The sequence below is a fragment of the Truepera radiovictrix DSM 17093 genome (assembly GCF_000092425.1).
GTDB classification, from domain to species: domain Bacteria; phylum Deinococcota; class Deinococci; order Deinococcales; family Trueperaceae; genus Truepera; species Truepera radiovictrix.
This window is the reverse complement of the sequence record NC_014221.1, coordinates 112,051-132,021: the sequence shown is the minus strand read 5'-3', so window position 1 is coordinate 132,021 and position 19,971 is coordinate 112,051. Positions and strand designations below refer to the sequence as shown.

The 19,971-nt window shown below is 69.6% G+C and carries 17 protein-coding genes, 1 tRNA gene and 1 CRISPR repeat array; of the genes, 7 read left to right on the top strand and 11 right to left on the bottom strand.

Features of this window, described 5'->3' with window-relative positions; genetic code table 11:
• Positions 1-12: 12 nt before the first annotated feature.
• The 5 genes from TRAD_RS00590 to TRAD_RS00570 form a co-directional block, all read right to left on the bottom strand.
• The gene (locus tag TRAD_RS00590; protein ID WP_013176635.1) at positions 13-822 is read right to left on the bottom strand and encodes a heme ABC transporter ATP-binding protein; all 810 of its coding nucleotides are present in this window, start codon (positions 820-822) and stop codon (positions 13-15) included.
• Positions 815-1,846 (bottom strand): FecCD family ABC transporter permease, encoded by a 1,032-nt coding sequence (locus TRAD_RS00585; protein WP_013176634.1) that lies wholly within the window; start codon positions 1,844-1,846, stop codon positions 815-817. Before TRAD_RS00585 ends, TRAD_RS00590 begins: the two co-directional genes overlap by 8 nt.
• On the bottom strand, positions 1,843-2,742 hold the full coding sequence (locus TRAD_RS00580) for a heme/hemin ABC transporter substrate-binding protein (protein WP_013176633.1): 900 nt from the start codon (positions 2,740-2,742) through the stop codon (positions 1,843-1,845). Before TRAD_RS00580 ends, TRAD_RS00585 begins: the two co-directional genes overlap by 4 nt.
• Before the next feature lie 11 nt (positions 2,743-2,753).
• Positions 2,754-3,695, bottom strand: a complete 942-nt coding sequence (locus TRAD_RS00575) for a heme/hemin ABC transporter substrate-binding protein (protein WP_013176632.1) — start codon at positions 3,693-3,695, stop codon at positions 2,754-2,756.
• A 256-nt stretch (positions 3,696-3,951) separates the two neighbouring features.
• Complete coding sequence (locus TRAD_RS00570; RefSeq protein WP_013176631.1) at positions 3,952-4,302, bottom strand: hypothetical protein; 351 nt, start codon at positions 4,300-4,302, stop codon at positions 3,952-3,954.
• Positions 4,303-4,788: 486 nt separating this feature from the next.
• Here TRAD_RS00570 and TRAD_RS00565 point away from each other — a divergent pair, with 486 nt between their 5' ends.
• The 4 genes from TRAD_RS00565 (at position 4,789) to TRAD_RS00550 (ending at position 9,499) form a co-directional block, all read left to right on the top strand.
• Positions 4,789-5,190, top strand: coding sequence for an acyl-CoA thioesterase (locus tag TRAD_RS00565; protein WP_041947076.1), 402 nt, complete (start codon positions 4,789-4,791; stop codon positions 5,188-5,190).
• Complete coding sequence (locus TRAD_RS00560) at positions 5,187-6,851, top strand: ribonucleoside-diphosphate reductase subunit alpha (protein ID WP_013176629.1); 1,665 nt, start codon at positions 5,187-5,189, stop codon at positions 6,849-6,851. The genes TRAD_RS00565 and TRAD_RS00560 overlap by 4 nt, the downstream gene beginning before the upstream one ends.
• Positions 6,851-7,825, top strand: coding sequence for a ribonucleotide-diphosphate reductase subunit beta (locus TRAD_RS00555; RefSeq protein ID WP_013176628.1), 975 nt, complete (start codon positions 6,851-6,853; stop codon positions 7,823-7,825). The genes TRAD_RS00560 and TRAD_RS00555 overlap by 1 nt, the downstream gene beginning before the upstream one ends.
• Before the next feature lie 474 nt (positions 7,826-8,299).
• On the top strand, positions 8,300-9,499 hold the full coding sequence (locus TRAD_RS00550; protein WP_013176627.1) for a GTP-binding protein: 1,200 nt from the start codon (positions 8,300-8,302) through the stop codon (positions 9,497-9,499).
• Here the strand turns inward: TRAD_RS00550 and TRAD_RS00545 are convergent.
• The 4 genes from TRAD_RS00545 to TRAD_RS00530 all read right to left on the bottom strand — a co-directional run bounded on the left by TRAD_RS00545 (position 9,496) and on the right by TRAD_RS00530 (position 13,611).
• Positions 9,496-10,554, bottom strand: a complete 1,059-nt coding sequence (locus tag TRAD_RS00545) for a sugar-transfer associated ATP-grasp domain-containing protein (protein ID WP_013176626.1) — start codon at positions 10,552-10,554, stop codon at positions 9,496-9,498. The two genes, TRAD_RS00550 and TRAD_RS00545, sit on opposite strands and share 4 nt — an antisense overlap.
• Before the next feature lie 18 nt (positions 10,555-10,572).
• Positions 10,573-11,658, bottom strand: a complete 1,086-nt coding sequence (locus TRAD_RS00540) for an ATP-grasp domain-containing protein (RefSeq protein ID WP_013176625.1) — start codon at positions 11,656-11,658, stop codon at positions 10,573-10,575.
• On the bottom strand, positions 11,655-12,338 hold the full coding sequence (locus tag TRAD_RS00535) for a sugar transferase (protein WP_013176624.1): 684 nt from the start codon (positions 12,336-12,338) through the stop codon (positions 11,655-11,657). Before TRAD_RS00535 ends, TRAD_RS00540 begins: the two co-directional genes overlap by 4 nt.
• Positions 12,339-12,597: 259 nt before the next feature.
• Positions 12,598-13,611, bottom strand: coding sequence for a GNAT family N-acetyltransferase (locus TRAD_RS00530; RefSeq protein ID WP_013176623.1), 1,014 nt, complete (start codon positions 13,609-13,611; stop codon positions 12,598-12,600).
• Positions 13,612-14,241: 630 nt separating this feature from the next.
• On the opposite strand from TRAD_RS00530, the gene TRAD_RS00525 reads away from it, so the two are divergent.
• Entirely contained in the window at positions 14,242-16,140 is a 1,899-nt protein-coding gene (locus tag TRAD_RS00525) for a polysaccharide biosynthesis protein (RefSeq protein WP_148221143.1), read from the top strand.
• A 102-nt stretch (positions 16,141-16,242) separates the two neighbouring features.
• Complete coding sequence (locus TRAD_RS00520) at positions 16,243-16,749, top strand: NUDIX hydrolase (protein WP_013176621.1); 507 nt, start codon at positions 16,243-16,245, stop codon at positions 16,747-16,749.
• A 21-nt stretch (positions 16,750-16,770) separates the two neighbouring features.
• Here the strand turns inward: TRAD_RS00520 and TRAD_RS00515 are convergent, their stop codons facing one another.
• Both TRAD_RS00515 and TRAD_RS14915 read right to left on the bottom strand, forming a co-directional pair.
• On the bottom strand, positions 16,771-17,295 hold the full coding sequence (locus TRAD_RS00515; RefSeq protein ID WP_013176620.1) for an HPP family protein: 525 nt from the start codon (positions 17,293-17,295) through the stop codon (positions 16,771-16,773).
• Positions 17,296-17,321: 26 nt separating this feature from the next.
• Positions 17,322-19,166, bottom strand: coding sequence for a lytic transglycosylase domain-containing protein (locus tag TRAD_RS14915; RefSeq protein WP_148221142.1), 1,845 nt, complete (start codon positions 19,164-19,166; stop codon positions 17,322-17,324).
• 118 nt (positions 19,167-19,284) lie between these two features.
• On the opposite strand from TRAD_RS14915, the gene TRAD_RS00505 reads away from it, so the two are divergent.
• A tRNA-Ile gene (locus tag TRAD_RS00505) sits at positions 19,285-19,361 on the top strand.
• 209 nt (positions 19,362-19,570) lie between these two features.
• Positions 19,571-19,907: a CRISPR direct-repeat array (repeat unit 36 nt; unit sequence GTTTCAATCCCCTGACGGGGCAGACCCTTTTGCAAC).
• Positions 19,908-19,971: the final 64 nt, after the last annotated feature.

Below are 19,971 nucleotides of genomic sequence, written 5' to 3'. Positions count from 1 at the left end.
TCCTTCTGGCGTCTAAACGCTGACGAGGGCGTGCGGGTCATGGGGTTGCGGGTCGCGCGGCGTCGCCCCCTCGAGGACCACCAGCGGGCGGCCGCGCAGCTGCGTCACCTGGGCCTCGACGCCGTAGACGCTGCGCAACCGGTCTTCGGTCAGGACCTCGCTCGCGCTCCCGAGGCTCACCACCTCGCCGCGGTGCATCAGCACCAGGCGGTCGGCGAAGCGCGCCGCTAGGTTCAGGTCGTGCATGGTGGCGATAACCGCGCAACCGCCGGCGGCGAGCTCCCGCGCCAGCGCCAACACCGCCAGCTGATGGCGCGGGTCGAGGTGATTGGTCGGTTCGTCGAGCAGCAGCAGCTGCGGCTCTTGGGCCAAGACGCGCGCTAGGTCGACGCGGCTCGCCTCGCCCCCGGAGAGGCTCGGGTAGACGCGTTCGGAGAGCCCTTGCGCCTCGACCCGCGTCAGGCTCTCGGCGACGACGGCGCGGTCGCGCGGCGTCTCGTGCCCACGCGCCTGGTGCGGCAAGCGGCCGAGCATCACCACCTCGAGGGCGCGGAAGGGGAACTCGAGGTGCCGCTTCTGGCTGAGCAGCGCGCGCTGCTGGGCGAGCGCCAGGGGCGCGTAGCTGCTCAGCGGTCTGCCCAACAGCTGCACCGCGCCGCGGCTGGGGGTAAGCTCGCCGGAGAGCAGGCGCAGCAGGGTCGTTTTGCCCGCCCCGTTGGGCCCCAAGATGGCGCAGAACTCCCCCGCCGGCACCTGCAGCGCGACGTCGCGCACCAACCAGCGCCCCGCGGCGCGGTAACCGAGCCCCGACACCTCAAGCACGCAGCACCTCGCGCTGCTGAACGGTGAGCAGGTAGATGAAAAAGGGGCCGCCGACGAGCGCAGTGAGGATGCCGATGGGCAGCTCGGCCGGAACCAGCAGGGTGCGGCAGAGCACGTCGGCCACGAGCAGCAAGCTCGCGCCCATGAGCGCCGCACCGGGCAGCAAGTAGCGGTGGTCGGGGCCAGCGACGAGCCGGAACATGTGCGGCACCACCAGCCCCACGAAACCGATCACCCCGGCGACCGCGACGCTCGCACCGACCAGCAGCGCGCTCAAGACGACCGCCCGCCGTTTGACCCGCTCGACCTGGACGCCCAGCAGATAGGCCTCGGACTCGCCGAGCACGAGCGCGTTGAGGCGCCTCCCTTGGCGCAGCAGGAGCGCCAGCGCGAGCGCGATAAGGGGCGCAGCGACCCAGAACTCGCGCCAGCTCACCCGGTTAAAACCGCCCAGCGTCCAGAAGACGAAGCTGCGCAGCTGCTGGTCGTCGGCGAAAAACTGCATCAGGCCGATGCCCGCACCCGCCAAGCTGTTCATGGCGATCCCCGCTAGCAGCAAGCTCACGACCAGCGTGCGCCCGCCCGTTCGCGCGACGCGCCACACCAGCAGCGTGGTCACGCAAGCGCCGACGAAGGCAGCGAGGGGCAACCCCCACTGAAAGGCCGCGCTCGCCCGCACCGGCTGACCGGAGCCGAAACCCCCGCCCAGGAGCACGATCCACACCGCGGCCCCCAGCGCGGCGCCCGAGCTCACGCCGATCAAGCTCGGCTCGGCCAGCGGGTTGCGAAAGAGCCCCTGCAAGACCGCCCCCGCCACCGCCAGCCCGGCGCCGACAAGCGCGGTCATCAGCACGCGGGGCAGGCGGATCTGCGTCAGCACCTCGTAGCCGAGTCCGCGCTCGAGCAGCACCCGCGGGATCTCAAGGGGCGGGATGTAAAAGGCGCCCAGCCCCGCGGCCAGCAGCAGCGCCGGCGGGAGCGCGAGCGCGCAGCCCACGAGCGCCGTGCGGTAGCGCGCGCTCACGGCGCCTCGGCGTAGGGGGTTACGGCGCCCTCTGGCGTCACCAGCACGACCCCGCCGTGCTCATAGAGCGCTTCGTGGATCGCCTGAGCAAACCGCGGCGCACTCGCTCCCATACCGCGAAAAGCTGGGCTCTCCATGATCACCGCGCGCCCCGTTTGCACCGCGCGCAGCTGGGCGAAGCCAGGTCGCGCGCGCAGACCGGCGACGCCGCCGACCGCTTCGTACTGGCTGAGGGCGGGGAAGAAAAGGACATCGACCGGTAGTTCGGGCAACGCCTCGGGGTTGATCTCCGGACAGCCGTTAAGCGCCTCTAACAGGTTGTGGCCGCCCGCCAGAACGTACATGGCGTGAAAGTCGGAATCGCCGCCGCAGGCCTGCGGCGCCCCCGACCAGCCGACCATCACGAGGCCGCCGACGCGCTCGGGGGTGGCGGCGAGGCGCGCTTCCAACGCCTGGCGCTGCGCCTCGAGCCGCTCGAGGAGCGCCTCGCCGCGCCCACTCACCCCCAGCGCCGCGGCGATCTCCCGGATACGCGCGGCGCTCCCCTCCAGGTCGCTCTGAGCGCTCACCAGCAGCACGGGCACGCCCGCGCCCCGCAGCTGCGCTATCGCCTGCGGCGGGCCGTTGTCCTCGGTGCCGACGATGAGGGTGGGCGAGAGCGCGAGGACCGCCTCGGCGCTCACGTTAAACTCGAAACCGATGTCGGGAAGGTCTTCGGCGCTCACGCCCGACGCGGGGTCGACGAAGGGGCTCGAGTGGAAGCTGCGGCCGACGACCGCCTCGGCCAACCCAAGGTCGAAAAGCACGTCGGTCGTCTTCTGGTGGAGGCTGACGATGCGCTCTTGGGCCAGCGCCGAGCCCAGCAACGCAACCAGCGCTGCGCAAACGACCCCCATTAGGTAGCGCCTCATAGCGGCGCCACCGCCAAATCGCGCTCGATCACGACCGGACCCTCGTGGCCGTAGACCGCCTCGTGCAGCGCCAGCGCAAAGCTCGGGGTGCGCAACCCGACGCCCAGCACCTGCTCGGCGCTCCCCAGGACGATGTAGCGCTCCTGGCGCACCGCCTCGGTGCGACCGAAGACCGGGTGGGCGCTCAGCCCCTCGTGCCCGCCGAAAAAGTCGAAGGTCTCGGGGTTGGAGAACACCAGCACCTCGGCGTCGATCCCGACGAGCGCCTCGCGGCTCAGCTCCTCGCAGGCGCTCACCTGCGGCGCGAGGTTCGTGAGGCCGGCGAGCTCGAGCAGCGTCTCGTGCGGCCCGCGCCCGCAGACCCGTTCGACGCCGCCGTGCGAAGCGAGCGCGAGGGCGCCGACGGGCTCGACCGCGGCCGTGCGCGCGGCGAGCTCGGCGCGCACCGCCGCCATCTCGGCTTCGAGCGCCGCCGCGCGCCCCTCGAGCCCGAGGTGGGCCGCGAGCTGCCCGACCCGCGCCAGCGCCCCCGCAAGGTCGTCGCGCGGGTCCAATAGGAGCACCTCGGTCGCCCCCTGGAGCTGCCGCACCGCCGTCTCGGGGCCGCTCCGCTCGGTCCCGACGACGAGCGTCGGCTGCAGCGCGAGCACGCTCTCGGCGCTTAGGTCGGCCCAGTGACCGATGACGGGCAGCTCTGCAAAGCTGCGGTCAAGCGCAGCGTCGTAGTAGCTGCGCGACATGATGTCGATCCCGACGACCTGCTCGCTCAGGCCGAGCTCCAAGAGCGCCTCGGTGGCGTAGAAGTGCAGGCTGACGATGCGCGCTTCGGGCGGCACCGCAGCGCCCATAGCGCCCGCGGCGACGGCGGGCGCCGGGGCGAGGACGGCGAGGGCGACGAGCAGGGCGCGAAGCGGGGGGCAAACGGACAAGACGTTCATCAAGGGGTTCCTTTCGCCATAGGCACGTAGCGCGCGCGGTGAGCGCGGCGCTGCAGCGAGGTCTCGGCGCGCGTTCACCGCGCCGGGGTGGCGCCGGTGTAAAGACGCCGCAGGTAGACGCCGTCGACCCGTGCCAGATGCGGGTATGGGGCGTGGCTCCGTGAGCCGCGCCAGCGGTGCGGGTGCGCGGACGACGGCACCGGCATAGGGGTAGCCGCGGTACGGCTCCCGTTTGGTCTTTGTGGAGGGGCGTGCGCTAGGCGACAGGGGGGGCGCGCGAACCGTTGGCGCGGGGTGGGGTGCGGCGCTCGAGGTACTGCACGCCGCCCCTGGGGCGCACGCCAACGCGGCTCAGCTGAGGCTTCGGCGCGTCGACCGTCGCCTCAGCTGAGGCCACCGAAACCGTGGCGCAGAGGTGGTGTGCTTGGGCGTCGCTATGGGGGTGAAGGCCGAAGCTGCAGCTGTCCGCGATCAGGGGGGCGAGCAGCAGCGCGGTGACGAGAAAGGCGAGCGCGTAACCGGCCACGCCCACGCGGAAGCCGCGGCGGAGCGACGTCCCCACGTCCGGCGTCCACGCACCCGACCTCCACCAACCCCTGGCGCTCATCTCGCTGCGTATCCTAACAGGCCGCGCGCCGCGCTAGGGGGATAAACGTCCCGCGCGCTGCGGCCCGGGAGGCTCCGGGCGACCGCTTGCCAAGCCCAACCACATGTTGTAGGGTGCTCTTTACCTGCTGCTAGTTGTAGCAGCCGCCGCACCGCTCGGTCGTCCATGGCCCTCGGCCGACGGACGCCTTGGGGGAAGACCGGTGAGAGTCCGGCGCTGTCGCGCAACGGTAACGCTTGGGTCACCAAGCGAAGCCCGAGTACCCACGGTGCGGCGTAACCCTGTAGCCTCCGCGTCAGAGGCGAAAGAGGTGGCCGATGGCAGGACCCTAGACCCTTGCGCGCCCGCTCGCCGCCGCGCGCGGCCAGCTGGGACACCCACCCGCTGCAATCTCAACCGCTGCAACCCGTCGACCGCTCACGTGAGCTGTGCACGGCGCTCGTCAGCGCGCCGGACGTTCGGACGTCTCCGAGCGAGGGGGAGTCTATGCCCACAACCACCAGAGCCGCCGAGACGCGGCTCGTCCACCCCGTCTTTCCAAGCGACACCAACCACTACCACACCCTCTTCGGTGGTCAGGCGATGGCCTGGATGGACCAAGCCGCCTTTATCTGCGCCACCCGCTACTGCCGCCGCCGGGTGGTCACCGTGCACTCGAGCGACCTGTCGTTTCGGCGCCCCGTCCCCGAAGGGTCGATCGTCGAGCTCGTGGCGCAGGTCGCGCGCACCGGCCGCACCTCGCTCGAGGTCGCCGTCGAGATGTGGATCGAACCGATGGAGCGCGAGGGGCGCGAGCTCGCCTGCCGCGGCGCCTTTACCCTGGTGGCGCTCGGTGACGACGGCAAACCGGTGCCGGTCCCGCCGCTGGCGCAAAGGGTGGGGGCGTGAGCGCCCCCGTGAGCGCGCCGCGCTTTGCGTGGCTCACCGAAGAGAGCCGCGCCTTTTTGCGCCGCGGCTACCTGCTCCCGGGCGTGAGCCCCGAAGGGCGCCTCAGGCAGATCAGCGAACGGGCCGAGGCGCTCCTCGGTCTCCCCGGCTTCGCCGAGCGCTTTTTCGACTACCTCGCGCGCGGCTTCTACTCGCTCTCGTCGCCCATCTGGGCGAACTTCGGCCTCTCGCGCGGCCTGCCTATCAGCTGCTTTGGCTCGTACGTCCCCGACAGCATGGCGGGGATCTTGGGGGCAGCCGCCGAGGTCGGGATCATGAGCAAGTATGGCGGCGGGACGAGCGCCTACTTCGGCGACCTTAGGCCTCGCGGCGCGCCAATTCGCGACAACGGCTTTTCCGAGGGGGCGGTCAACTTTTTGCGGCTTTTTGACACGCTCATCGACGTCACCAAACAGGGGGCGACGCGGCGCGGGTCGTTCGCCGCCTATTTGCCGATCGACCACCCCGACGTCGAGGAGTTTTTGGCGATCCGCTCGGACGGCAACCCCATCCAAAACCTCTTTTTCGGGGTCGCGGTGAGCGACGCGTGGCTCGAGGCGATGCGCGCAGGCGACGCGGACAAACGCCGCGTGTGGGCCAAGGTGCTGCAAAAGCGCACCGAGGTCGGCTTGCCCTACGTGCTCTTTACCGACAACGCCACGCGCGGCGCCCCCGAGGTCTACCGCGACCGGGGGCTAGTGGTTCGCTCGAGCAACCTCTGCACCGAGATCATGCTCCCCGTCGCCGAAGACGAGTCGTTCGTCTGCGACCTAGCCAGCATGAACCTCGCGACCTATGACGCGTGGCGCGCGACCGACGCGGTCAGGCTGCTCGTCTTTTTCCTCGACGCGGTGATGACGGAATTTATCGACAAGAGCGCCTCGCTGCCCTTTTTCGAGCGGGCGCGGCGCTTCGCCGTGCGCCACCGCGCCCTGGGCGTCGGCGTCGTCGGCTACCACAGCCTCTTGCAGGCGCGGCGCGTCCCCTTCGGGAGCCTGCAGGCGGCGCTCCTCAACCGCCAGATCTTCCGCGAGCTGCGCGAGGCGGCCGACGACGCCTCGGCCGAGCTCGCCCGCCGCTACGGCGAACCGGCGCTCTGCGAGGGGACGGGGCGGCGCAACACCACCTTGCTCGCGGTCGCACCGACGACCTCGAGCGCCTTTATCCTCGGCGGGGTGTCGCCGAGCGTCGAACCGCTGCGCTCGAACTACTACGTGCGCGACCTCGCCAAGGCGGTCGTGACCTACCGCAACCCCGCGCTGCGCGAGGTATTGCGGGAGCGCGGCCACGACACCCCTGCGGTGTGGCGGAGCATCTTGGCGCACGACGGCAGCGTGCAGCACCTCGACTGCTTAAGCGACGAGGAGAAGGGGGTGTTCGCCACCTTTAGCGAGATCAGCCCGCGCGACATCATCGTGCAGGCGGCGGGGCGCCAAGCGTTTATCGACCAGGGGCAGTCGTTAAACCTCATGATCCACCCCGAGACCCCCGCGCGCGACCTCAACGCCCTCGTGTTAGAGGCGCACGCGCGCGGCCTTAAAAGCCTCTACTACCAGCACGCGATCAGCGCCGCCCAGGCGTTGAACCGCGAGCTGCTGACCTGCTCCGCTTGCGAGGCCTGATGCTCACCGAACGCCGCAGCACCCTCCGACCCGCCGAGTACCCCGAGTTTTTGGCCTACCGCGACGCGATCCGCCACTCGTACTGGCTGCACACCGAGTACAACCTCACCGAAGACGTGAACGACTACCGCGTCGGGGTGCGTGAGGCCGAGCGCCAGGTGCTGACGCGCGCGCTCCTCGCCATCGCCCAGGTCGAGGTGGCCGTCAAGACCTTTTGGGGCGACCTCTACCGGAAGTTCCCCAAACCCGAGGTCGGCGCGGTGGGTTACACCTTCGCCGAGTCGGAGGTGCGCCACCAAGATGCCTACGCGCACCTGCTCGAGCTGCTCGGCTTGACCGACGCGTTTGCACGGCTGCACGAGGCGCCCGCGCTCGGCGAACGCCTCGCGGTGCTCGACGCCCACCTCGTGCCCGTGCGGCAAGACGGCCGAGACGACGCCTTTAGCGTGGCCCTCTTTAGCGCCTTTGTCGAACACGTCAGCCTCTTCGGGCAGTTTCTCATCCTCAAAGCCTTCAACCAGGCCACGGGGCGCTTTAAGGGGGTCGCCAACATCGTCGAGGCGACCAGCAAAGAGGAGCAGATCCACGGGATGTTCGGCTACAAGCTCGTCGAGACCCTGAGGCGCGAGCGTCCGGAGTGGTTTGGCGCCGCCTTTAGCGCGCGCCTTAGAGCGGCCTGCGTCGACGCCGAGCGCGCCGAGCGCGCAATCTTGCGCTGGATCTGCGAAGCCGGCGCGCTGCCGTTTCTGCCCCTCGCGCAGCTCGAGGCCTTTATGCAGGCGCGCTTTAACGGCGCGCTCGTGGCGCTCGGTGAGGCGCCCCTCTGGGAGGTCGACCCGGCGCTCCTAGCGCCCACGAGGTGGTTCGAGGAGGAGCTCTTAAGCAGCAAACAGGTGGACTTTTTCCACAAACGCCCGACGGCGTACGCGAAAAAGACGAGACCGATCACCGCCGACGACCTCTTCGCGGTCTGAGGCTCCAGGTAGCGGCCGCGCGAAACCGCCCGCACGAAAAGCGGCCACTTTCATCTCGAGGTGCGCGGCTTTAAAGGCGCTTTGGGGGCGCCTTTTACGGTGAGGGCGTAGCCAACGCGAAGACACCCGCCGAAAGGCTAGCGACGCGCCCCTCCCCACAAGCCCCATGAGGGCGCGCACTCCCGGACGGTGCGCGCCACCGACGGCGCCCGGATGGGCTGAGCCCATCCGGGCGCGGCCTTTGTCGAGAAAATTGTCTCATGGATGCGCCTACCCCCGGGCGGCGACGCTCTCCCCACGCTGCTCTTTCGGACCGAAAATCCAGAGGGATACGGCGCACTCGATGAGGTGGTTGACGAAACCCCTCTGGTGTGCCTAAATGATAACTGTTTTTCATCTAGCGCCCCGGACAGGGTCACGGAGGCGCCGCATTCCTAGGCTCACCGCCCCACAGCTCCCCGTTAGGAGGCCCCCTTGCTCCCCCTTCCCGTCACCGTCCTCTCCGGCTTTCTCGGCGCGGGCAAAACGACGCTGCTCAACCACGTGCTAAGTAACCGCCAAGGGCTCAAAGTCGCCGTCATCGTCAACGACATGAGCGAGGTGAATATCGACCGCGAGCTCGTCGCGCGCGGGGACGCTGGGCTCAGCCGCACCGAGGAGACGCTCGTCGAACTCAGCAACGGCTGCATCTGCTGCACGCTGCGCGACGACCTCCTGCGCGAGGTCAGCCGGCTCGCCCGCGCGGGCCGCTTCGACTACCTGCTCGTCGAGTCGACCGGCATCTCGGAGCCGCTACCGGTCGCGCAGACGTTCGTCTTTGAGGACGCGACCGGTGCGAGCTTGTCCGAAGTTGCGCGGCTCGACGCCCTGGTGACGGTGGTCGACGCGGCCACCTTTCCGCGCGACCTCGCCTGCGACGACGACCTCGCCGAGCGCGGCGAGAGCGCCGGCGAGGGCGACGAACGCACCGTCGCCGCGCTGCTCGCCGACCAGGTCGAGTGGGCTGATGTCATCGTGGTCAACAAAACCGACCTCGTGGGCGACGCCGAGCTCGAGCGCCTCGAGGCGGTGCTGCGCGCGCTCAACCCGCGAGCCGCCCTCTACCGCGCCGAAAGGGGCCGCGTACCCCTCGAGGCGGTGCTGCACACCGGCCGCTTCGACCTCGAGGCGGCCTCGCAGTCCGCGGCGTGGTTGCAGGAGCTAGCGAGCGAACACCGCCCCGAAACCGACACGTACGGCATCTCGAGCTTTGTCTTTCGCGCGCGGGCCCCCTTTCACCCGCAGCGGCTCGCCGCGGCGCTCGCCGACCCGCACCTAGAGGCGGTGCTGCGCGCCAAGGGGACCTTCTGGTTGGCGACCCGCCCGGACTACGTCGGCCTCCTCTCCAAAGCCGGACCGACCTACACCCTAGACCCCATCGGCACCTGGTGGGCGACGCTGCCCGAGGCGTCGTGGGAGCTGCCGGAGGCCGAGCGCCAGGCGCTGCTCGCCTCGTGGCACCCGGTGTGGGGCGACCGCGAGCAGCAGCTCGTCTTTATCGGCGTTGACATGGACGAAGCGGCGATCCGCCGACGGCTCAGCTGGGCGCTCCTCACCGACGAGGAGCTAGAGGACGTCGCGCGTTGGACGCAGTTCGCCGACCCGCTGCCGGCCTGGGAGGTGCCGCACCCCTAACGGCGCCTCAGCACCCCGTGCGCTTCGTAAAAGCGCCGCACGCGCGGGTCGCGCAGCAGCGGCCCGTGCACCTGCAACCCTAGGTTGACGTTGTGGTTGCCCTCGATGAGGCACACCCCCTCCGGGGTCACGAGCACGTCCCAACCGACGTAGCGCAAAAATGGGTAGACCTCCAAGACGCGCGCCAACGTCGCCAAGAGCGCCTCCCAGTGGGGTAGCACGACCCCTTCGATGAGAGCGCCCGTGTCGGGGTGGTGGCTGAGCCACACGAGCCGCCCCCCCGTAACGTTGGGGTGGCGCACCGCGCGCCCGAGACGTCCGGTCGCGAGGTCGATAGCGGCGCTTACCCCACCCGTCTGGAAGTTGTCGGTCGGTTGGGTGCGGACCCCGCCGAAGCGGTGCATCGCCGCTGGGAAAAAGACCTCGCCGGTGTCGGGGTCGCGCATGCTAAGGACGCGGACGGTGTTGGCCGCCCCCGGAAAGATCTGCGCGGCGTACGGCGCTTGCTCGACGCGCTCGACGACGAGGTAGCCGTCGAGCTGCGCGAACACCTCCTCGGCGCGCGCCGCCGTCACCGCGTGACCGCTCAGCAGGAGCGCCCCTTCCTGCTGCTGCAAGCTGAGCACGCCGCGCCCCTTGTTGCCGCGCACGGGTTTGGCGATGACGCCAGCAGGCGACAGTGCAAAGAGCGCCTCTAGCGTCCCTTTATCGCCTCTTTCGCCCACCTCGGGCAGCCAGACGAGCCGCCCGCGCTCGATCAGGGCCAGCACCTTTGGCACCCGCGCGTAGGGCCGCAGCATCGCCTCAAAGAGCAGCTTGTCTTTAAGCATGCGGCCGAAAGCGCCGTTGATGCGACGCGCTCGGGCGACCTCGAGGTCCGAGACGTACGCTTCGGGGGGGTGGTGTGCCAGGTCGAACAGGACGTACGAGGTGCTTTTAAAGCCCCGTCGCCAGAGCGCGAGCTTCTGGGGCAACGGCAGCGCCGCCCCCCCCGCCACTTCGGCGAGGGCAGCGCTGCGCAGGGTTTGGGCGGTGCGCCGCAGCTTACCGAGCATAGAGCCTGCGCCCCCGCCCTACGTCCGGCGCACCAGCATGAGGCGGCTATACTTCGACGCGGCCACCCCCGCTTGGGTCTGGAACCACGCCTGCTCCGGCGTCTCCCCCGCTGCCCACGCGAGCAGCGCCGCGGGCAGGTTCGCGCCCGCGACGTGCGAAAAGGGGTAGCCGCCGCCGAAGCGCGGGTTGAGCTCGAGCACCCACGCCCCGGTTTCGTTGACCAGCACGTCGCAGTCGAGGTTGCCGAGGTGCTGCAAGCGCCGCCCCAAGGCCGCACCGAGGTCTTGCAGCGCCGCGTCGGCGACCGTCACGGCGCTGTCGGTTTCACCCGCCCGCATCCCCAGCTTCTGCTTGACGAACGTCGTCACGTGCCCCCCCTGAAGGTCGTTGACGACGTCTAAACCGTACTCGTCGCCGGCGACAAAGGCCTGGATCAGCAGCGCGTTGCCCGGCGCCTCGCCTGCCAGCGAGGTGCGCGCGAGGCGCCGGCGCGCGAGGGCAAAGGCGAGCTCGAGCTCCTCGAGGTCTTGGGGGAACTCGAGCCCCACCGAGGCCGACCCCCAGCGCGGCTTTAACACCAGCGGAAAGCGGAGCTCGCCGCGCTCTAGCCCCGCTTTGGCCGCCTCGAGGCTGAGGTAGGTCTGAGGGGTTAAAAACCCCTCACCGCAGAGCCAGCGGTACGCCGCCCACTTGTCAAAGCAGAGGTCGACCACCTCGCGCGACGAGACCACGAGCGTGGTCCCGACTGCCTCGAAGCGCGCTTTGGCCGACGCCAGCAGGGGGAGCTCGAGGTCATTTAGCGGCACCAACAGGGCAACGCGCTCCTCTTGGCAAAACTCCACGAGCGCGTCGATGTAGTGCTTGTGGCCAATAGGCGGCACCAGGAGGATGCCGTCGGCTTCCTGCAGCGCGGGCGCGCTCGACTTGGCGTCGGCCGCGAACACGCGCCCCCGGCCGCCGAGCGCCTCCTGGAAGTACTCGACGAGGTAGTTGCGCCGCCCCGCGCTGGTGAGCAAGATGTTGAGGGTGCTCTGCGCCCCCCCCGGACGTCCGACGTCGGCGCCGCTCGCGTCCGGTACGGAGGCCCCTGACTGGCGTTTCATCCCCCCTCCCCTCGAGCTGCCCGCTCTTTGATAAAGCCGCCGTGGTCGAGCGGGATGTCGAGCACGTCGCTGCGGCGCAGCACCTTGACGAGCGTGGCGAGCACGATGCGGGCGTCCAGCGCGAGGCTGAGCGTCTCGGCGTAGCGCGCGTCGAGCTCGAGGCGCTCATCCCAAGGGAGGCGGTTGCGCCCGCTGACCTGCGCGAGCCCGGTGATCCCCGGCCGGACGCGGTGGCGCAGCCGCTCGCGCTCGCGGTAGTAGGGCAAGTAGCTCGCGAGCAGCGGGCGCGGCCCCACGAACGACATGTCCCCGCGCAGGACGTTAAAAAGCTGCGGGAGTTCGTCGAGGCTGGTCTTGCGCAGCCACACCCCTAGCGGGGTGATGCGCTGCGGCGGGGGCAGCAGCTCGCCGTCGGCGCCTCTGGTGTCGTGCATCGTGCGGAACTTCAGGAGCGTAAAGGGGCGCTCGAAGCGGCCCGGGCGCACCTGCCGAAAGAGGACGGGGGCGCCCATGCGCCAGCGGATGACGAGGGCGATCACCGCCATGAGGGGCCCCAACACGAGAAGACCGAGGGCAGCGAACGTCACGTCGAGCGCCCGTTTCAGGCGCTCGTAGCGCGCGCCACTCATCTCCAATACCCGCTGCGCCAGCCCTGCGGCGCCCTTTGCCGCCTCACTCATCTGCGATGCTCCATTCCAGCGGCGGCACCCTCGCTCTTTGCAGCCACCGGCTGACCGCTTGACCGCGACACCGCCCGTGGGCAGGCGCCACACGCGGGCGGCGTAGCAGAGCCGGGTACCCGCCCCCCATCCGCCAAGAGCTTATACCACGCCGCACCGCCGCTCATACCGCCAGCCGTACGCCACACCTTAACGGGTCGCAGCCCCTTGCGTCCCCGCAACGGCCACCCCGCTACCGGGAAGCGCGCGCCCATGGCCTTTAGGCCTCTCCCGAACCGTCGGCGCGGCCCGGGTCGAGGGTTCTAGCGAGCTCGATGTCGGCGTCTTCGACGGTAAAACCGAGGGCGCGGTTGACCTTCAGCATCGCCGCGTTGCTCGCCGCGTTGCGCGTCGTCACCACCGCCGCGCCGCACGCCCGCGCGTAGCGCAGCGCCATCACCTTGCACGCGAGCGCGAGCTTCTGACCGCGGTAGGCGCGCCGCACGGCGGTGAGACCCGTTTGCAGCTGCTCGGGCGTCGCGCCCCGTTTGAGTTCGCTCACCGCCGCGAAGGTGCCCCTGTAGAGCGCGACGAACGAACCCTCCGGCAGCAAGTTGGGCGCGCTGCGGCGGTGCGCGAGAAACTGCTCGAAGCTCCAGGGGGTAAACGGCTGGGTTCGCGGCACGTCGGCGACGAGCTCCTGGTAAAAGGTGTAGAGCGCGTAGAGCTGCGTCTCGTCGCGCTCGAGCTCCTCTACGCTGGCAAACGCGTAGCCTTGCTGGCCGAGCTCAGCCAGCAGCGGTTCCCACGGCGCCGGTGTAAAGCGCGCGAGCTCGAGCGTGAGGAGCCAACTCCGCTGCCGCTCCGCAAAACCCCGCCGGGTAAAAAACGCCAGCTGCTGCGGGTAGCGCCCCCTGACCGAGGTCCTCAGCTCGAGCACCTCACCAGCGCGCGCGCCGTGCGCTTGCAGCGCCCCTATGATCGCCCCGTAGAGCGCCCCCCCGATCCCCTGCCGCTGCGCTTCGGGGGCGACGCCGAGCTCGAGCGCGTAGCGGTCGGGGTGATACCACGACGGGTGCTGATAAAACCCCCCCCAACCGACCAGCGCGCCCTGCTGCCCCATCACCCACCGGCCGCGCCGGTACGGCTCCTGCAGACGCGCGTCCTCGTAACGAAGCGCCGCTTCGGAGAGGGGCGCTTCGGGGAAGACGCGGCGCTGCAACGCCGCGAGCGCCGGGTAGTCGGCCTCGACAAAGGGGCGGGGGCGGGGGGGCGGGGTTTCGGCGTCCGGCATCAGGGTGTAGTTTAACGAAAGCAAATGTGAGACGCGCCGCAGCGTTCACGCTCGGACGCCTCGAGGGAGCCAGCGGCCCTCACGCGACGAGCGGTACGCACGCCTGCGCCTTTAAGCTTCGCTTAAGGGCGCTGTGGTCTCGTGTACTAGGCTGGTGTTTGCCGTCGGCTGCGCAGCCGACGCGGTTGCGTCACAGCCCTCGCGCGCAGAATGCGCTAAGCTCGCCTCTAGGAGGACGTTGCGCACCGCTCGGGCAACGCGGCGACGCCACGTCACCCCGAGTGCCCCTAGGCCGCTGGCAGCAACCCGCCTCGGCACCGAAACAACGAGCCTTTGACTGGCGCGCTCGCCGCGAACGCCACCACGAGAGGCAGAACCCTACCTTGATGACCCAACGCCGTCACGTTCCTCATCGCCGAAGCTCTCATGATAGCCCCATGTGTGCGGCGCCGCCCCCCACGCGCCAGCCGCACCGTGAGCTGCACCGCGCACCGGGGGGGTTTTGCGTGCCCCGTGGCACGGTCACCTATGCCCACACTGCAGCGCTCGGCGCTGTTAACGCACCCCGGCTTACGGTAAAGAGGGACGAGACCTTCCGGAGGGGCCGTGCGACCTGATCCCATGCCTGAGATGCCACCTGCGACCGAGAGCCCCAAGTCCCCCCCGCCGAGCGGCAAACCGAGCCGGCTCAACCGGCTTTTTAAACTGTCGTTAGACGCCCTGTCGTGGCTGCTCGCGACGCCGATCGCCTTCTTTATCCGCTACGACTGGGCGCCCCCGGCCGACACGCTGGGCCCGATGGCCGTCGCGACCGCCGGGCTGTTCGCCCTCAAACTCGCCACGACCTCGTTTTTCGGCCTCTATCAGCGGAGCTGGACCAAGGTCGCCTTCCGCGAGCTCGGCGACATCGTCCGGGCCGTTATCGGCGCCGCCGCGCTCGGCAGTTTGATCCTCTTGTGGCTCGGCCCCAGCCTCGACATCCCCCGCTCGGTCGCCTTTCTCGACGGTCTGGTGACGCTCTTTTTGATGACGGGGATGCGCGCGTTTGCCCGCTACCGGCACGAGGCCTCGCTCGGCCAACATAGCGCGCGCCGCGCCAAGTCGGTTCTGGTGATCGGCGCGGGGGAGGCGGGCTCACTGGTCGTCCGCGAGATGCTGCGGCACCCGGAGATGGGGCTGCGGCCCGTGGGTTTTTTGGACGACGACCGCAAAAAGGTGGGCTACCGCATCGCCACGGTGCCGGTTTTGGGGACCACCCAAGACATCAACAAGGTGGTCCGTAGCCACGACGTCGACGAGGTGCTGATCGCCATCCCCTCGTCGGACGGCCGCGTGGTGCGCGAGATCGTCGGACGCATCGAAGGGGCCAAGGCGGGGCTCAAGTACCGCATCATCCCCGGCGTCTACGAGCTCCTCAGCGGCCAGGTCGGGATCAGCCGCATCCGCGAGGTGCAGATCGAAGACCTGCTGCGCCGCCCGCCGGTCGAGCTCGACACCGCCGCGATTTCAAGCTACCTCACCGACCGCGTGGTGATGATTACCGGCGCGGGCGGGTCGATCGGCTCGGAGCTCGTGCGGCAGATCTGCCGCTTCCGGCCCAAAGAGCTCATCCTCTTCGGGCGCGGCGAGAACAGCATCTACACCCTTGAGCGCGAGCTCGAGCGCGACTGGCCCGACATCCCCTACCACAGCGTCATTGCGGGCGTGCAGCACATCGTCCGGCTCGACTACGTCTTCCGGCGCTACCAACCCGAGGTGGTCTTTCACGCCGCCGCGCACAAGCACGTGCCGCTCATGGAGCTCAACCCCGAAGAGGCGGTGTTTAACAACATCATCGGCTCGAAAAACCTGGTGACGCTCGCCCTTAAGTACGGCGTGACGCACTTCGTCAACATCTCGACCGACAAAGCCGTCAACCCGACGTCCGTCATGGGCGCCTCCAAGCGGATGGTCGAACGGCTCGTGCAGAGCGCCGCGCTGCGCGCCTCGCCCGAGCAGACTTTTGTCTCGGTGCGCTTCGGCAACGTCCTGGGCAGCCGCGGCAGCGTCATCCCGGTGTTTAAGCAGCAGATCCTCGCGGGGGGTCCGGTGACGGTCACGCACCCCGACATGACGCGCTACTTTATGACCATCCCCGAGGCGTCGCAGCTCGTGTTGCAGGCGGCCGGTCAGGGGAAAAACGGCGAGATCTATATCCTCGACATGGGTGAGCCGGTGCGGATCGTCGACCTCGCCCGCGACCTCATCAAGCTCTCGGGGTTCGAGCCCGACGTGGACATCCCCATCGCCTTCTCCGGGGTGCGCCCCGGCGAAAAGCTCTATGAAGAGCTCATGACCGACGAGGAGCGCGGTGACGCCACTGCCCACGAAAAGATCTTCGTCGCCAAACCCTCACCCCTCGACCAGGGGGCGCTCGAGCGCACCGTCCAGACGCTTCAAGAGGCCGCCCTGCGCTCCGACCACGCGGTCATCCGCCGGGAGCTCAAGGCGTACATCAGCGGCTCGCTCCTCGAGGACGTGCCGGCTTAGTCCCGGAGCCACACGCGTTACGGCTGGCGCCCCCGCGCTAGCCTTTTTCTTGAGACCCCCTTCGTCGACCCGACGCCCCCTCGCCTAGCGTTACCCGTACCCATGCTCCTACCCAACGCCTTCGCCCTCTACACCGCCCTCTTCCTCCAGCGCGGCGACCGCTGGCTGCTGCTCCAGCGCGCCCCCCACAAACGCTTCGCCCCGGGGCGTTGGACGGGCCTCGGCGGACGCGTCGAACCCGGTGAGCTCGGCGACCTGCGGGGCGCCGCGCTGCGCGAGCTCCAGGAGGAGACGGGGCTCTCGGCGGACGCGCTAGAGGACCTGTCGCTGCGCCGCGTGCTGCTGCACAACCGCCCCGGCGAACCGCTGACCGCCCTGCTCTACTTCACGGCGCGCCTCACCGTGGACGTCCTCCCCGAGTGCACCGAAGGGACGCTGCACTGGGTGTCGCCGCGCGACCTCGCCGCGCGCGACCTGATCGAGACGACCGCGCGCGTCCTGCCGGAGCTCGTGCGCGACGTCATGCGCGCGCCGCAGGGGGGCGAAGCCGTGCGCCTAGGCACCGCCTACTACGAGGGCGCCGCGATCCGCGAGGTGCGCTGGTCGTAGCGCGACTGTCACGCCATCAAGCTACCGCGCTGCGCGCCGCTTCGCCCGCGCGAGCAACCAGAGCGCCGACTGCTGCAACCCCACGAGCGCGGCGGTCATCGCCACCGCGAGGGCAAACAGGAGCGCGTCGCTCGCCCCTTCGGCGCGCAGCGCGAAGCTCAGCGCGGTCGCGACCGCCGGGGGGTGCATGAGGTCTAAGACCACCATGAGGAGGATTGTCGCCGTCATCGCACCCCCCGCCGCGAGGTAGCCCGGGCCGAAGGCGACGTAGGTCACCAAGCCCAAGCTGGCCGCGAGGAGCTGCGCCCCGACGAGCGTGCGTTTGCGGTTTGCCCCGTGGAGCGGGTCGAGGTAGATGAGAAAGGCGCTCGAGGCGAGCGAGGCAAAAAGCAGGCGCTGCTGGCTGAAGACCTCGACCAAGGCGAGCACGGTGAGCACCGTCGCGGTGGGCAACAGGGCCATCACCAGCTCGTCGGCGAGGTTGAGGCGTTCGCGCAGGGAGCGTGAGGCCCCCTCGAGCGGTTTGAGGCTGTCGCGTTGCGCCATGCCGACCTTCTCTCTGGGATTTTAGCCTACGGGGGGTCGGCGCGCGCCGCCTGCACCTCCGCTACCCGGGTGTCGCCCAGCACGTCGCGGTAGACCAGATACCCCCACATCACCTTCTGCAGGTAGTCGCGCGTCTCCTGGCGGTCGATCAGCCGGTAAAAGGCCTCGGGGTCGCGCTGCACCGCCTCGAGCGCGGCGATCGCGCCGATGTAACCCGGCCCACCGTTGTAGGCGGTCACGACCCGCTCGAGGTCGCCGCCGAAGAGGTCCATGAGGGAACCTAGGTAAAAGGCGCCGAAACGGACGTTGTCGGCGACGCTAAAGGGGTCGGCGGCGGCGTCGTCTAAGAGCTCGGCGAGCCACGCCCAGGTCGCCGGTACGATCTGCATAAGCCCCATCGCCCGCGAAGTTGAGACCGCGCGCGGATAAAAGGCGGACTCCTGGCGCATCACCGCCCAGACGAGCTCGGGTTCGACCCCCCACGCTGCCGCGTAACGCTCGACGACCTGTGCGTAGGCCCGCGGAAAGGCCACGTGCCAGGTGCGCGGGTCGCGGCTGCCGCGCTCAAGCCACCGCGTCGCGGCCTGCGCGCTCCGGCGAAACTCACCGAGGTCCTGCAGCGCCTCGGCGAGGGCGACCGTCTCCGCTTCGCTGCCGCGCGCCGCGGCGAGCGCCACGAGCAGCTCGCCGATGGCAGCTTCGCGGTCGCCCACGCGCGCGAGCGCCGCGGCCCGCTCAAGCACCTCCGGAGCGGCCCGCTCGAGGCGCGAGACCGGCAGCAGCTCGGGGAGGCCGTGGCGCAGCGCGCCGAAGTAGGCGTCTTCGGGTAGCAGCGCCGCCGCGCGCTGCGCCACGGCCGCGTCGCCCAGACGCTCGGCGAGCACGAGCGCGCGGTACGCAGCGTCGGTGCGGTAGGGCGAACGCTTCTGCGCGAGCTCGAGGTAGAGCGGCAGCGCCGCCTCGGGCTCCCCGGCGCGCTCCAACATCTCGGTCGCGCGCCACAGCGCCCCCGCCTCGCCGCTTCTCTCGGCGAGCTGGCGGTAGCGCTCCCCCGCCTCCGCGTACGCGCCGCGCGCGGCGGCGAGCGCGGCCAACCCGCGCGTCCGCGCGACCTCATCCAGCGACCCGAAGGCCGCCGCCGCCTCGTCGGTGCGGCCCAGCGCGAGGAGTACCCAAGCGCGCTCGGTCCGCCCCTCCAGGTGCGTGGGTTCTGCCTGCAGCAGCCGCTCGAGCTGCTCCAGCGCCCGCTCGTGCTCGCCGAGCGCGCGGTAGACCCGCGCGGCCAGAAGCGGCGGCGGGGGTTTGGGAGCGCGCGCCAGCGCCCGCTGCGCGTCCGCGGGGGCGCCCACGCGCAACAAGAGCTCGGCACGCCGCTCGGCGTCCGGCTCGAGCCGCGCGACGCCTAGCGCCGCCGCCGGCAGCGGCAGGGCGCGCGTGTAGGCGTCCAGGGCCCGCTCGGTCTGCCCGGCGAGCTCCGCGACCCGAGCGACCTCGAGAAACGCCGCGCGCACCTCCTCGCGCGCTAGAGGCTCGATAAGCCCCGCCGCGAGGAGGTGCTCGTAGAACGCGGCGCGGCGCGCCATCGGCACGCGCACGTCGCGCGCGAGCGCGAGCAGGGTGCGGTAGCGCAAAAAGCTCTCGGGCGCTTCCGCGACAAAGGCGCTCAGCCCTTCGATGTCGCCGCGGCGCACCATCGCCTCGACCGCCCGGTAGTCCGCCAGGAGCGGCTCCCCCTCGTACACCGAACGCACCGCGGCCGCGACCTCGGGGTAGGGCAGCGCCCGCGCCGCCCCCACGCGCAGCTCGAGGGCGAGCCACAGGGCGCACCCGATGAGCAGAAGGAGCGAAAGCACGCGCTGCCGACGAGACACGCTCCCCAGTCTAGCCGGGGAGCGCTAGAGTTTTTTGAGAACGCGCCGCTCCAGCGCACCGAACCCGCGGGCCGCACAGCCTCGAGCGTGGTATGCTGGGGCCAGCTCTCTTAGACGCGGGCCCTTAGCTCAGTCGGTCAGAGCAGTCGACTCATAATCGATTGGTCGTTGGTTCAAGTCCAACAGGGCCCACCAAAACAAAACCTGTCAGGGACGGTAAAAGTAAAACCCGCCGGAGATGGCGGGCGCTTTTTTTGGAGTGCGTTTGCACCATATTTGCACCTACGGGACAGCCTCAGTTAGGCTCACCGCGCTTTAGGCAACTGGAGCAATCCTCTACCAACCCCCAGGCCAGTTCAAAACGTGCCGCTCGACCTCTTCGAGGCGCAGCTAGTGCACCACTAGTTTCAATCCCCTGACGGGGCAGACCCTTTTGCAACAAAAATGACGGGGAGGCTCTACGGCTCTCCGTCAGAGGGTTTCAATCCCCTGACGGGGCAGACCCTTTTGCAACATCTGGTACGCCGACGAGACCCACTGGGTGGTGGTGCCGGTTTCAATCCCCTGACGGGGCAGACCCTTTTGCAACTATACTTATTCTGAAGGGGAGACGGGTCGGCCCTGTTTCCGTGTTTCAATCCCCTGACGGGGCAGACCCTTTTGCAACCAGCCAGGAGGTGAAAAGGGCTTTGGAACGCCTCATAAGTTTCAATCCCCTGACGGGGCAGACCCTTTTGCAACTCTACCCTCTGGGAGGGCCGTCTGGCAAGGGGTTTTTGAGGGGTCATTTGACACCCCCTAAGTT